Origin of the sequence: Edwardsiella sp. EA181011 (assembly GCF_000800725.1) — a bacterium.
GTDB lineage: Bacteria > Pseudomonadota > Gammaproteobacteria > Enterobacterales > Enterobacteriaceae > Edwardsiella > Edwardsiella anguillarum.
In genome coordinates, this window is record NZ_CP011364.1 from 2,116,001 (window position 1) to 2,129,794 (window position 13,794).

Consider the following 13,794-nt stretch of genomic DNA (forward strand, 5'->3'; position numbering starts at 1 on the left):
ACCGGTGGCATGATGCGCACACTTTTTCTGTCTGTGCGGTCACTCTTCCATGTTCTCGCTCTCTCGCCCGGTGCTGCTGCTGCTCTGCGGGCTATTACTGCTGACGGTCGCCATGGCCTTACTCAATACGCTGGTGCCGCTGTGGCTGGATCAGCAGCACCTGGCGACGTGGCAGGTCGGGCTGGTGGGATCGGCCTATTTTCTTGGCAATCTGGTCGGGACGCTGGTCACCGGGCGGGTGATCCTGCGGCGCGGCTTCAATCAGAGCTACTACTACGCCTGCCTGCTGTTTGCCGCCTCGACGGCGGCGCTGGGGATCGCCAGTGAGTTCTGGGGCTGGCTCCTGTGGCGTTTTCTGGCCGGGATCGGCTGCGCCATGATCTGGGTGATCGTCGAGAGCGCCCTGCTGCGCAGCGGCAGTAATGCCAACCGGGGCCAGCTGCTGGCGGCCTATATGACCATCTACTATCTGGGCACCGTGCTGGGCCAGCTCACGCTGGGGGTGATCTCGACGGCGCTGCTGAGGGTGATCCCCTGGACGACGGCGCTGATGGTGGTGGCGATGCTGCCGCTGTGTTTCGCCCGCATCGAACGCCCTCAGCCGCGGCGTGCGGCGCTGGCGATCTGGCCGCTGCTGCGCCGTCGCAGTGCCCGGCTGGGGGTGAACGGCTGCGTGATTTCCGGGGCGATACTGGGCACCCTGTATGGGCTGCTGCCGCTGTACCTGAGTCATCAGGGGATCAGAGATGCCCGCGTCGGTTACTGGATGGCGCTGCTGGTCAGCGCAGGGATCCTCGGCCAGTGGCCGGTGGGGCGCCTGGCCGATCGCTATGGCCGCCTGCGGGTGCTGCGGGTACAGGTCACGCTGCTGATCCTCGGCAGTCTGGTGATGCTGTCGACGCCGCAGGGGGCGCTGGCGGCGTTGGTGATACTGGGCGGCGCTGGATTTACGCTTTACCCCGTCGCCATGTCGTGGGCGTGTGAGCGGGCCGATCGCCATGAGCTGGTGGCGATGAATCAGGCGCTGCTGATGAGCTATACCCTGGGCAGCCTGGCCGGACCCACGCTGGTGGCGCTGTTGATGCAGCATTTCTCCGATCGCTGGATGTTTGTGACGATCGCCGCGATAGCGCTGTGCTATGGACTGATGCTGTGGCGCCGCCCCGAGGGACACTCCGCGCTGCCGGCGGCCTAAAGCAAGACACCCCGCGCAGGGCGCAGGGTGTCGCTATGGTGCCGTAGATGCCCGCCCGGTGGGGCGGGGCTCTGCCGTCAGTGCAGCAGCGCGGCCTGAATTCGGGCCCCCAGCATGTTCTGGCTGGTTGCCTGGGTGAACAGCTCAAAGCCGTTGTTGATCTCCAGCCAGTTTTCGATCCGGTTGTGCAGATCATACAGCGCCTGCTGGGTCCCGGCGGAAAGGGTGATAATCAGGTTGACCTCAGCGCCATCCGGCATGACGACCGGTTTATCACACTTGAGTACGGATGCCTCTCCCTGTTCACTGAGTACCCCATGCTGCGGTTGGGCGAATACCAGCATCACACCTTCGCGTACCATGAAATCCTGCTTGCCCCGTTTCAGTGCGTCGATGATGTGCAGCGGATAATGGGCGCTAACCTTCTTATCGCTGATCAGCGGTTGACAGGCAAGATGGATGGCATGGCGCCAGCTCAGCGGCTGGTGGCAATACTGCCAGCGTTGGTCGAGAGTTGCATCAATAGACATAAAATCCTCCGGTAACCTTGTACCTGAAATAATTATCTGTGCTGTCCCTAGTGATAATTTCATTGAGCCGTCTACGGTCGCAGTGACGATAGGACGCGGGTACAAGTTCAGCATTAAAATAACGATACATCACACGTAACAGATTGATTAATAACATCTAATCTCTTGCGGTGTAAAAACAGTGTATCGACTCAGGTCACAGAAGTCACTGACTAGAAGAATTTCTAATAATCGCGATCGTCTCATTACATTACTTAAATCATCGCCGCGATATTAGCGTAATAATTCAGCAAAAAGGCATTATGTGCGATGAATATACTGAAAATAACGGGAATGGCATGATGAATGGTATGCCGGGAGGAGACGGGGTTCGCGACGAAGAGCGGCCTCCGGGAGGGAGGCCTGGCGCAGAGAACCTATTTATAGATTTCAGCGGTTGCGGTGATGCTGCTACCCATGCCGGTAGAGCCTATCGAGGTGATATGGAAGTAGTCGCCCCCCTGCTGCGCGGTTTTCTGCGCCAGGGCATCGACGGTCTGATCCAGCGTGCCGTTGGGGATCTGGATCCGTACGGCGCCGATACGCTGCTGATCCATGGCCTGGCGGGCATCGATTTGGCTGGCGGCGAAGGCGGAAGTGGCGCTGAGCAGCAGGGCCAGGGTGGTTGCGATGGTATAGGTTTTCATAGGATTTCCTTCTTGTTTTTGCAGGTCAATAGCATTGTCTTAATCAGTCAATACGTGATTACAGCGCGGTGGTCAGGTTAATGAGCCACTCAGGAGACAGCGCGATGAGCCACTTCTCCAGGGTTTTATCCAGGCCACTCAGCACCAGCAGTCCGACGGCGAGCAGGCTCCAGCCCATGATCTTGCGGCCGGACTCCCCCAGCTGCACCAGCTTGGCGCGGCGCTGCAGGAAAAACTGGCGCGATAGCATGCCGATCGCCATCAGCGGCACCAGCGCGCCGAGGCTAAACACCAGCATGACGACGCTGACGCTGAGCAGGCTTTCGCCGCGGCTGGCCAGGGCGATGGCGGCGCCCAGGGTTGGACCGATACAGGGGGTCCAGACCAGCCCCAGCAGCAGGCCGACGATCAGCTGGCCGGCGGCGGAGCGTGGCTGAAAGGCGCTGAGCCAGGTCTGCCCGTGTCCGGTCAGCGCGCTGGTTTTCAGGCTCATCCAGGCTTGTATCCGGCTGTTCAATAGCCACAGAGCGACCAGCAGCATCAGCAGGGCGGCGCCGTAGCGCAGCGTACTGCCGTCAAATCCTAGGCTGAAGCCCAGCGAGGCGACGAGCACGCCGGTCAGGGTAAACGCCACGGCCATACCGGCGGCCAGGAATAACAGCCCCCAACGGCTGCGATCCATCGCCGATGAGGCCACGATAGGCAGGATCGGCAGGACGCAGGGGGAGAGGGTCGTCAGCATGCCGGCCAGCAGGCTGAATCCCAGTGTCAGCAGGCTTATCTCCATGGGATGTCCTCAGCGGCTCAGAAAGTCTGAGAGCGCGCTTGGCGATGTTTCGCCGATGCTGCGGCGGACCTCCTGACCGTGACGATAGAGGATCAGGGTGCTTTGCTGGCTGACGCGAAACTGCTGCAGTGCCGCCTTTTGGGTATCGAAGTTGACCTTAAAGACGCGCAGATCGCGCTGCTCCGGCTGGGCAAACAGCGGCGTGAGTTCACGCTCCTGCCGTTTGCAAACCGGGCACCAGTCGGCGTAGACATCAATCAGCACCGGCGCGCCGCTGGCCTGTGCCTGGGTAAAGGCGGCGTCGCTATAGGGCTCTACGCTGGCGGCCTGAACGGCCGCCGACAGCAGCAGGGCGGGAATAAACAGTAGGGTGCTCAGGGCTTTCATTATGCCACCTCCGCGGTAGTCGGGGCCTGCATCGCCGCACGGCTGCGCTCGGCAATACTCAGGCTGATGCCCAAGAAGGCCAGATCCTTAAACAGGAAAAACTCGGTTACCGGCACCCCGTCGACCACTTTGAAGGCGCCCGGGGTGGTAAACATGAAGCTCAGGGTCACCAGGAAAATCACGCTGGAGGCCAGCCCGGCATAGAAGCCGATGTGCGGTCGCGTGATGCCGATCAGCAGCGCCACGCCCACCACGACCTCAGCCGTGCCGATCAGGTTGGAGACCATCTGGACGCTGAATACGCCGTACAGCCACCCCATCAGAAAATGGTGCTCGACCAGCGGCTTAATCGCTGCAGCCTCCGTCGGCGTAAATTTGAAGATGCCGAGCCAAATCAGGATCAGCGCCGTTGCCCACAGGCCGATCAGATAGCCGCGTCGTCCGTTGTATTTGCATGAATTCATAATTTCACCTTTTTGTAATGTTCGATACAATATACTATTATGGTATTGGCAAGTTGAGTCAAGTGTTTTTGTATCTATCGATACAAAAATCGATACGCAGGGTAAAAAATGAAAGAGCACAACAATAAAAAGGCAGGGCGGCCACAGAAGTTTGAGCGGGAACAGGTATTGGATAAGCTGCTGCACCTGTTCTGGATGCAGGGCTATGAGGGAACCTCTATCGCCGAGATCGTGAAGTGCGCAGGGATTAACCCACCGACGCTGTATGCGTCATTCGGCAGTAAGGATCAGGTGTTTGCGCTGGTGATGGAGCGCTATGTCTCGCAGTACCTGAGCCAGGTGATCGCCAGCATCGAGACGCCGGGGCTGTCGGTTCCGGCCCGGCTGGAGCTGTTTTTGACCCGCTTTGTCGAGGTGATCACCCAGCCTGGCTATCCGCGCGGCTGCATGCTGCTGTTTGAGCTGTTCACTTACCACAAGAAGCCACCGACGGTCTTTGCCGGGCTGAGCAGCGCCGGGTTTACCTTTTTCAACGCGTTCTGCACGCTGGTGGCGCAGGGGATAGAGCGCGGTGAGATCCGCGGGGCGGGCACCCCCCAGGAGACGGCGACGCTGATCCTGGCCTTCGAGAAGGGGCTGGCGATGCAGGCGAAGGCGGGGAGCGATCGCGATATGCTGCTGCATATTAGCCGCCAGTTTGTGCAGATGCTGACGCGCTAAGCGGGCTACTGAGCCTCCGAGGCGGCGGCGCCTCGGAGGTGGGCGAGGCTTAATAGATAACCTTGTGACCATACTCGGTCAGAATGCCCTTAACCTTCTCCATGATCTCGTGGGAGGGGGGCTTCACGTCGCCCAACTGATAGGTTTCCCCCATCGCTTCCCACTTGTGCTTGCCGAGTTCATGGTAGGGCAGCAGTTCTATCTTCTCGATATTCTTCATATCCTTGGTGAATTCACCCAGCAGGCGCGCCGATGCCTCATCGTCTGACCAGCCCGGGACCACCACGTAGCGGATCCAGGTTTTCTGGTTGCGTTTGGCCAGATAGCGGCAAAACTCCAGGGTGCGATGGTTGGAGACGCCGACCAGATTCTTATGGATATCGTCGTTCATCTGCTTGAGGTCAAGCATCACCAGATCGGTGACGTCCAGCAGTTCATCGACCACCGGATCATAGCGGCGTACGAAGCCGTTGGTGTCCAGGCAGGTGTGAATCCCCTCCGCCTTGCAGGCACGGAACCAGTCGCGTACAAACTCGGCCTGCAGCATGGCTTCGCCGCCGGAGGCCGTCACGCCGCCGCCGGAGGCATTCATAAAGTGACGGTAGGTGACGGTGTCTTTCATCAGCTCTTCGACGGTCACCTCTTTGCCGCCGTGGGTATCCCAGGTGTCGCGGTTGTGGCAATACAGGCAGCGCATCAGGCAGCCCTGGAAGAAGGTGATAAAGCGGATGCCTGGGCCGTCAACGGTACCGCAGGATTCGAACGAGTGGATGCGACCTGTTACTGACATTGCGGGGTTATCTCCAAAATTGACTGATCAATAGCAGTCATAAAACCACATGGGGCAGGGCGATATACGGGTAGCACCCTGTCACGCGGGTAGTAACTGTTTTGCCCGGTATCCCTTGGTACCAGCGTGCCAGAGAGCGCCCCGGCAAAACAGTCAATCCTATTGTTTTTTTGGATGGTTTAGTCTGTGCCTGACTCCTGATGATAAAAAGGCCCCACCGGGGTGGAGCCTTTATTTTATGCCATTTTACGCGGTCAGGGAATTAGATGGACTGCGTGAAGGTACGGGTAATAACGTCCTGCTGCTGCTCTTTGGTCAGCGAGTTGAAGCGGACGGCATAGCCGGATACACGGATGGTCAACTGCGGATATTTCTCCGGGTTTTCCATCGCATCCAGCAGCATTTCACGGTTCATGACGTTGACGTTCAGGTGCTGACCGCCTTCGATGGAGGCTTCGTGGTGGAAGTAACCATCCATCAGGCCTGCCAGGTTGGCTTTACGCACTTCGTCATCTTTACCCAGCGCGTTCGGCACGATAGAGAAGGTATAAGATATACCATCCTTCGCGTAGGCAAACGGCAGTTTGGCGACGGAGGTCAGAGAGGCAACGGCGCCTTTCTGATCGCGGCCGTGCATCGGGTTGGCACCCGGGCCAAACGGTGCGCCGGCGCGACGGCCGTCCGGGGTGTTACCGGTCTTCTTACCATAAACCACGTTAGAGGTGATGGTCAGTACAGACTGGGTCGGGGTAGCGCCACGGTAGGTATTCAGTTTCTGAATTTTCTTCATGAAACGTTCAACCAGGTCGCAGGCCATGTCGTCAACGCGCGGATCGTTGTTACCGAACTGCGGGTATTCGCCTTCGATGTCAAAGTCGATGGCCAGGCCGTTTTCGTCACGGATAGGCTTAACTTTGGCATACTTGATGGCGGACAGGGAGTCGGCGGCAACGGACAGACCGGCGATACCACAGGCCATGGTACGGAACACGTCACGATCGTGCAGCGCCATCAGAGAGGCTTCGTAGCTGTACTTGTCGTGCATGTAGTGGATGATGTTCAGGGCGGTGACATACTGCTTGGCCAGCCAGTCCATGAAGTGATCCATGCGCTCCATCACTTCGTCGAAGTTCAGAACGTCGCCTTTGATCGGCTCAGATTTCGGGCCGACCTGCATCTTCAGCTTCTCATCCACGCCGCCGTTGATCGCGTACAGCATGGTTTTCGCCAGGTTAGCGCGGGCGCCGAAGAACTGCATCTGCTTGCCGATAACCATCGGGCTTACGCAGCAGGCGATAGCGTAGTCGTCGTTGTTGAAGTCCGGACGCATCAGGTCATCGTTCTCATACTGTACGGATGAGGTATCGATGGAGACCTTGGCTGCGTATTTTTTGAACGCCAGCGGCAGTTTTTCAGACCACAGGATGGTCATGTTCGGTTCCGGAGACGGCCCCATGGTGTACAGGGTGTTCAGGAAACGGAAGCTGGTGCGGGTAACCAGGGTACGACCGTCCAGGCCCATACCGGCCAGGGATTCGGTTGCCCAGATCGGGTCGCCGGAGAACAGCTCATCGTACTCCGGAGTACGCAGGAAGCGTACCATACGCAGTTTCATGACCAGATGGTCGATCATTTCCTGCGCTTCTTCTTCGGTCAGTTTGCCGGCTTTCAGGTCGCGCTCGATGTAGATATCCAGGAAGCTGGATACGCGGCCGAAGGACATGGCGGCACCGTTCTGGGATTTAACCGCGGCCAGGTAGCCGAAGTAGGTCCACTGTACGGCTTCGCGGGCGTTGGTAGCCGGACCGGAGATATCGCAGCCGTATTTAGCGGCCATCTCTTTGATCTGACCCAGCGCACGGTGCTGTTCGGAGATCTCTTCACGCAGACGGATGGTCGCTTCCAGATCGATACCGTTTTCCAGTTTTTCCTGCAGAGAGGTGAACTGGGCAAACTTGTCTTTCATCAGGTAGTCGATACCGTATACGGCGATACGACGGTAGTCACCGATGATACGGCCACGGCCGTAGGCATCCGGCAGACCAGTCAGCACGCCGGATTTACGGCAGCGCAGGATGTCCGGGGTGTAAACGTCGAATACGCCCTGGTTGTGGGTCTTACGGTATTCGGTGAAGATCTTCTTGATCATCGGGTCCAGTTCGCGGTTGTACGCTTTGCAGGAACCTTCGACCATCTTGATGCCGCCAAACGGGATGATGGCGCGCTTCAGCGGAGCATCGGTCTGCAGACCGACGATCTGCTCGAGATCTTTAGTGATGTAACCGGCATCGTGCGCGGTAATAGTAGAGGCGATGTTGGTATCAAAATCGACCGGCGCGTGGGTGCGGTTTTCGATTTTGATGCCTTCCATGACTTTGTCCCACAGGGCAGCGGTCGCAGGGGTGGCACCGGCCAGGAAGGACTCGTCACCTTCATACGGGGTGTAGTTTTTCTGGATGAAGTCACGGATGTTGACTTCGTTCTGCCAGTCGCCGCCGGTGAAACCTTCCCATGCAGCTGCTTGTTTTTCATTAAGTTCGGTCATTTAACACCTACCTTCTAGTGTGGATTTCTTTGTAAACCCGTCCCTGCGCGGGATAAACATTACGTTAATGCTTATCGCCGCCGCGCAGATAAATTACCCAGTATGTCAGACCTACCAGCAGGCCGCCGCCGATGATATTCCCGAGCGTGACCGGGATCAGGTTGGCCGTAATAAAGTGACTTACTGTCAGGTTTGAGAACTGTTCCGGTGCAGCGCCTACTGCCTGCCAGAATTCCGGCGTTGCAAAATTTTTGATTACGATACCAAAGGGGATCATAAACATGTTTGCGATGCTGTGCTCAAAGCCACTGGCAACAAACATGGCCACCGGTAGGACCATGGCAAACATTTTGTCCATCAGGCTGCGTCCGGAGTAACTCATCCACACGGCCAGACAGACCATTAGATTAGCCAGAATGCCCAGACAGACGGCTTCCACAAAGGTGTGGTGCATCTTGTGATCGGCCGTTTTGAGCACGTTAAGTCCCCAACCGCCGTTCGCCGCCATATATTCACCGGAAAACCACATCAGCGCCACGAAGAACAGCGCGCCGATCAGGTTGCCGACGTAGACATTCAGCCAGTTTAAACCCAGTTGTTTCCAGGTGACGCGGCCGCTGGCTTTGGCGACCACGATCAACACGGTAGAGGTAAACAGATCGGCGCCGCAGACGACGACCAGCATCAAACCGAGCGAGAAGCAGATACCGCCTACCAGCTTGGCCAGGCCAAACGGAACGGTGGCAGTCCCTGTCGTAACGGTGATGTAAAAGGTGAAGGCAATAGAAATGAAGACACCAGCGGTGATCGCTAAATAAAAGGTTTTTAGCGGGTGCTTAGTGGCTTTGTAAACACCGGCATCTTCGGCCACTTTGGCCATTGCTGCGGGTAAAAGTAGGTCAAAGGGGTTGTCAGCTTTCACACTAACTCTCTCTTAAGATTAATCAGCGCCGAGATACTAGCAAAGCAGTATACGGCAAAAATTGACATGGATCATGCTGAGCGGCGGTGAGGCAGGTAAAAACACCCCAAAAACAGAGGGTTAATAGTAAAACTCATTGAAATAGAAAGGAAAAAAAATTTTTAAATTTTACGCTCTGAGTTGAAAAAATCCGATGGGACAGTCGAAAAAAAAGCGAAAATATCGTTATAGAGGTAATATTCTCGTATATTTATTGCTTTCTTTGTTTTTGTTATGTTGCCAAGGTAAATTTATTGTTATGCCGTGGCGGAATGCCGCCACCGCCCGTTGCCGAGCGGTGAACAGCATAAGGCGCACGGCGCGCGCTGTAAACCGGCGGCCACCGCGGTGGCCGCCGGCCGCTGTATATCAGGCTTGCCAGAAATGGCGCTTGGCCTGCTGTAGCTTTTCATAGGCCGCCAGCATGGCTCGGTGGGCCGGCAGCGCGCTGAACGCGTCGTCGACCGCCGTCAGCCCGTGGAAGCGCAGATCGCCGTTCAGGCTGGCCAGCGCCGTCTCAAGGGTATCTGTGCCGTACATGCGCGCAAAGGCGTCCATATATTGGTCGGGATCGCGCTGCTCCTCCATCGCCAGCAGCAGCAGAGTGTGCAGGCAGCGGTAAAATGCGGCGCGCTCGGCGCTGAAGACGGAGGCGTTGAACTCTTGGGTCCACTCCGTCCAGGTCAGCGCCTGCTCTAGATCGCCGCCGGCCAGCGCCAGCAGCGCCTTCAATTCGCCGATGCGCAGAGTATGCCAGGCGCTGCCGCTGTCACAGACGATGCCCAGCAGCTCCCGCACCCGGGTAAAGTCATCCATCCCCTCGTCATCCAGGCGCGTCAGCAGCTGCAGGTACTCCTCTTCTTCCCATTCGCTGTCCGGCAGCTGCAGCAGGGTGCTGCGCAGGCCAGCGCCCATGCTGTTGTTGGCCAGCAGCAGATCCTCCGCCGGATAGATGTCGGACATGCCCGGTGCCAGGATGCGGCAGGCGTCGACGCCCAGATGCCGGTAGTCGGCGATATAGACCTCTTGACCATCGCGGGTGAACAGCGCCATCAGGGTGGCGAACTCCTGCTCGCTGCTGCCGCTGAAGTTCCAGTCGACAAACGGGTAGTCGGCATCCGCTTTGAACAGATCCCAAGAGAGGGCGCCGCTGGAGTCGATGAAGTGGGTCTCTAGGTTGGTGTGGTCGGCGACCTCTTCATCATCGAAGGTCGGCGCGGCGAAGACGTCCAGATCCTTCAGGCTGCGGCCCTGCAGCAGCTCGGTGACGGTACGCTCCAGCGCGACGCCAAAGTCTGGATGGGCGCCGAAAGAGGCGAAGCAGGTGCCGTTGGCCGGGTTGAACAGCACGACGCAGATCACCGGATAGCGTCCACCCAGCGAGGCGTCATAGGCCAGAATCGGGAAGCCTTCGCGCTCCAGGGAGGCGATGGCCTCGACCACCTGGGGATAGCGCGCCAGCGTCTCCGGCGGGATCGTAGGCAGGCTGATGGCTTCGGCGATGATGCGGTTCTTGACATAGCGCTCGAAGATTTCCGACATCCCCTGCACCCGGGCCTCGCTGGGAGTATTGCCTGCGGCCATCCCGTTGGAGACATACAGATTACCGATGATATTGACCGGAATATAGACCGTGGCCGAGTCGGACTGGCGGATAAAGGGCAGCGCGCAGATCCCGCGGTCGGCGTTGCCGGACTGCAGATCGATCAGATCGCCGGCGGCCAGATCGCTGTCGGGATCGTAGAAGGCGCGCAGGCTATCGTCCAGTAGCCCAGAGGGCAGGCGGTCATCCTCCGGCAGCGGGAACCATTTTTCGTCCGGATAGTGCACAAAGTTGCCGTTGGCGATAGCGCGGCCCAAATAGAAGTCGGCAAAGAAGTAGTTGGTGGACAGGCGTTCAAAGTATTCGCCCAGCGCGGAGGCCAGCGCCGCCTTTTTGCTGGCGCCTTTGCCGTTGGTGAAGCACTGCGGGCAGTCGCGATCGCGAATATGTACCGACCAGACGTGCGGTACCGGGTTCAGCCAGCTGGCCTCTTCTATATTAAAACCCAGCGCCTGCAGCTGTTGCTGAAAACGATCGATCGAATCTTCCAGCGCGGCATCTTTGCCGGGGATAAAGGTCTGTGTCATTTGTGTCACTTTATGCGGAGGTCAAAAGCGCATGATACGTTTTTTTAGCCTATTCCTCCACGTATTCGCTATGTCTGTCTGAGGTCACATTTTTTGTATGGATAAAATAGATAATTCATGCAGTTAACATAAGGAGAATTGGGATGAAGTTAGTCAAGGTTAGCCTGTTGGCACTATTGGTTTCCGGCTTTAGCGGCGCGGCGCTGGCGCTGCCGAGCATCACCGTACTGGCGACGGGCGGTACCATTGCCGGCGGCGGCGACTCCGCCACCAAGTCCAACTACACCGCCGGGAAGGTGGGTGTAGAGGCGCTGGTGGACGCGGTGCCGCAGCTGAAAAACATCGCCAACATCAAGGGTGAGCAGCTGGTGAACATCGGTTCCCAGGACATGAACGATCAGGTCTGGCTGAAGCTGGCGAAGAAAATCAACGCCGAGTGCAGCAAGACCGACGGGTTCGTGATCACCCACGGCACCGACACGATGGAAGAGACGGCCTATTTCCTGGATCTGACCGTGAAGTGTGACAAGCCGGTGGTGCTGGTCGGCGCGATGCGTCCGTCCACGGCGATGAGCGCCGACGGCCCGTTCAACCTGTATAACGCGGTCGTTACCGCCGCCGATCCGGCCTCTGCCAACCGCGGCGTGCTGGTGGCGATGAACGATACGGTGCTGGATGGTCGCGACGTGACCAAAACCAACACCACCGGGGTGGAAACCTTTAAGTCCGTCAACTATGGCCCGCTGGGTTATATCCACAACGGCAAGATCGACTATCAGCGTACGCCGGCGCGTAAGCACACGACCCAGACGCCGTTTGACGTCAGCAAGCTGACCTCGCTGCCGAAAGTCGGCATCGTCTACAACTACGCCAATGCCAGTGCGCTGCCGGTTGAGGCGCTGGTGAAAGACGGCTACCAGGGGATCGTGAGCGCCGGCGTCGGCAATGGCAATATGTATAAGACGGTATTCGACGCGCTGGCCAATGCCGCGCACGACGGCGTAGCGGTGGTTCGCTCCTCCCGCGTGCCGACGGGCTCAACCACGCAGGACGCCGAAGTGGACGACGCCAAGTACGGCTTTATCGCTTCCGGTACGCTGAATCCGCAGAAGGCCCGCATCCTGCTGCAGCTGGCGCTGACGGAGACCAAAAATCCGCAGCAGATCCAGAAAATCTTCAACACCTACTGATAGCGGACGGGGGCATACGCCCCCCGTTTCCCGCCGACCACGCGATGGCGCCCTAGGGCGCCATCCTGCATCTTTCTGCGCCGGATCTTCCGTTTTGGCTACGCTTATGACAGGGGCGCTGCGTCCTCTTGGGGCCATGGCCGACGGCGGCATGGGCTCGGCGGGTGATAACCGTTGCGGCGTCTCTCCTGCGGTGATACAACCAAAGACCTGTCAACCAAACACCTACGGGTGAAATTTAGCGAGAGCGGTGAGTGACATGACTCAGGTTTATAATTTCTGCGCCGGGCCAGCGATGCTGCCGGTAGAGGTACTGCGCCGGGCCGAGCAGGAGCTGTGCAACTGGCACGGACTGGGGACCTCGGTAATGGAGATCAGCCATCGGGGTGAGGCGTTTATGCAGGTGGCCGCCGAGGCCGAGCAGGATCTGCGCGATTTACTCAAGGTGCCGGCGGATTACCGCATCCTATTCTGTCACGGCGGCGCCCGCGGTCAGTTTGCCGCGGTCCCGCTCAACCTGCTGGGGGCTGAGCGGACGGCCCGGGCCGACTATGCCGTCGGCGGCTACTGGGCGCAGAGCGCGGCAAAAGAGGCGCAGCGGTACTGCGATCCCCATGCGATCGATATCGCCTACCGCGTGGACGGTAAGCTGGCGATGAAGCCGATGGCGCAGTGGGATCTGCTGGGCGATAGCGCCTATCTGCACTATTGCCCGAATGAAACGATCGACGGTGTCACGATCGATGAGGAGCCGGACTTCGGCGATCGGGTGGTGGTGGCCGATATGTCTTCGACCATTCTCTCGCGTCCTATCGACGTGAGTCGCTACGGGCTTATCTACGCCGGCGCCCAGAAGAACGTCGGGCCTGCGGGGATCACGCTGGTGATCGTGCGGGAGGACCTGCTGGGGCGCGCGCGTCGGGAGATCCCGTCGATCCTCGATTATCAGGTGCTGGTGGAAAACGACTCCATGTTCAACACGCCGCCGACCTTCGCCTGGTATCTGTCGGGGATGGTCTTCAAGTGGCTTAAAGAGCAGGGCGGGCTAGGCGAGATGGCGCGCCGCAACCAGGCCAAGGCCGATCTGCTGTATCAGGCGATCGACGGCTGCGAGTTTTACCGCAACGATGTGGCGCCCGCCAACCGTTCGCGGATGAACGTGCCGTTCCAGATGGTGGACAGCGCGCTGGATCCGCTGTTCTGGGATGAGGCGCAAAAGGCCGGGCTGCATGCGCTGAAGGGGCATAAGGTCGCCGGCGGCATGCGGGCCTCTATCTATAACGCCATGCCGCTGGCCGGGGTGCAGGCGCTGGTGGCGTTTATGGCAGACTTCGCCCGTCGCCACGGCTGATTTTCTGCGTGCGGCGTAAGCCCCGTATCCGCGGGGCTAATGAGATGGCCTCCTCATC

13 protein-coding genes are annotated in these 13,794 nt (G+C 58.6%); 4 read left to right on the forward strand and 9 right to left on the reverse strand.

What is annotated here, in order from left to right; translation table 11 throughout:
* Nucleotides 1-49: 49 nt before the first annotated feature.
* Entirely contained in the window at nt 50-1,195 is a 1,146-nt protein-coding gene (locus QY76_RS09355) for an MFS transporter (protein ID WP_049648790.1), read from the forward strand.
* Between the two features lie 77 nt (nt 1,196-1,272).
* Here QY76_RS09355 and QY76_RS09360 read toward each other — a convergent pair whose 3' ends face one another.
* The 5 genes from QY76_RS09360 to QY76_RS09380 form a co-directional block, all read right to left on the reverse strand.
* Entirely contained in the window at nt 1,273-1,725 is a 453-nt protein-coding gene (locus QY76_RS09360) for a PTS sugar transporter subunit IIA (protein ID WP_045424491.1), read from the reverse strand.
* A 416-nt stretch (nt 1,726-2,141) separates the two neighbouring features.
* The gene (locus tag QY76_RS09365; RefSeq protein ID WP_012849020.1) at nt 2,142-2,411 is read right to left on the reverse strand and encodes a YdgH/BhsA/McbA-like domain containing protein; all 270 of its coding nucleotides are present in this window, start codon (nt 2,409-2,411) and stop codon (nt 2,142-2,144) included.
* A 58-nt stretch (nt 2,412-2,469) separates the two neighbouring features.
* A complete protein-coding gene (locus QY76_RS09370) occupies nt 2,470-3,198 on the reverse strand; it encodes a cytochrome c biogenesis CcdA family protein (RefSeq protein ID WP_034162475.1) in 729 nt (242 codons plus the stop codon).
* Between the two features lie 9 nt (nt 3,199-3,207).
* A complete protein-coding gene (locus QY76_RS09375) occupies nt 3,208-3,585 on the reverse strand; it encodes a thioredoxin family protein (protein WP_045424494.1) in 378 nt (125 codons plus the stop codon).
* Complete coding sequence (locus tag QY76_RS09380; RefSeq protein WP_034162473.1) at nt 3,585-4,049, reverse strand: DUF417 family protein; 465 nt, start codon at nt 4,047-4,049, stop codon at nt 3,585-3,587. The genes QY76_RS09375 and QY76_RS09380 overlap by 1 nt, the downstream gene beginning before the upstream one ends.
* A 108-nt stretch (nt 4,050-4,157) precedes the next feature.
* Between QY76_RS09380 and QY76_RS09385 the strand changes: the two genes are divergently transcribed.
* Nucleotides 4,158-4,769 carry a TetR/AcrR family transcriptional regulator gene (locus tag QY76_RS09385; RefSeq protein WP_034162472.1) on the forward strand — a complete coding sequence of 204 codons (612 nt, stop codon included), beginning with the start codon at nt 4,158-4,160 and terminating at the stop codon, nt 4,767-4,769.
* A 49-nt stretch (nt 4,770-4,818) separates the two neighbouring features.
* Here the strand turns inward: QY76_RS09385 and pflA are convergent, their stop codons facing one another.
* The 4 genes from pflA to ycaO all read right to left on the reverse strand — a co-directional run bounded on the left by pflA (nt 4,819) and on the right by ycaO (nt 11,195).
* On the reverse strand, nt 4,819-5,559 hold the full coding sequence (gene pflA, locus QY76_RS09390) for a pyruvate formate lyase 1-activating protein (protein ID WP_034162471.1): 741 nt from the start codon (nt 5,557-5,559) through the stop codon (nt 4,819-4,821).
* A 262-nt stretch (nt 5,560-5,821) separates the two neighbouring features.
* Nucleotides 5,822-8,104, reverse strand: a complete 2,283-nt coding sequence (gene pflB, locus QY76_RS09395; RefSeq protein ID WP_034162470.1) for a formate C-acetyltransferase — start codon at nt 8,102-8,104, stop codon at nt 5,822-5,824.
* A 64-nt stretch (nt 8,105-8,168) separates the two neighbouring features.
* Entirely contained in the window at nt 8,169-9,026 is an 858-nt protein-coding gene (gene focA / locus QY76_RS09400; protein ID WP_034162469.1) for a formate transporter FocA, read from the reverse strand.
* Nucleotides 9,027-9,434: 408 nt separating this feature from the next.
* Nucleotides 9,435-11,195: a 30S ribosomal protein S12 methylthiotransferase accessory factor YcaO gene (gene ycaO / locus QY76_RS09405; protein WP_045424498.1), complete on the reverse strand. Its 1,761-nt coding sequence runs from the start codon at nt 11,193-11,195 to the stop codon at nt 9,435-9,437.
* Between the two features lie 143 nt (nt 11,196-11,338).
* Here ycaO and ansB point away from each other — a divergent pair, with 143 nt between their 5' ends.
* A complete protein-coding gene (gene ansB, locus QY76_RS09410; RefSeq protein ID WP_012849011.1) occupies nt 11,339-12,385 on the forward strand; it encodes an L-asparaginase 2 in 1,047 nt (348 codons plus the stop codon).
* Between the two features lie 259 nt (nt 12,386-12,644).
* On the forward strand, nt 12,645-13,736 hold the full coding sequence (gene serC, locus QY76_RS09415; protein WP_045424501.1) for a 3-phosphoserine/phosphohydroxythreonine transaminase: 1,092 nt from the start codon (nt 12,645-12,647) through the stop codon (nt 13,734-13,736).
* Nucleotides 13,737-13,794: the final 58 nt, after the last annotated feature.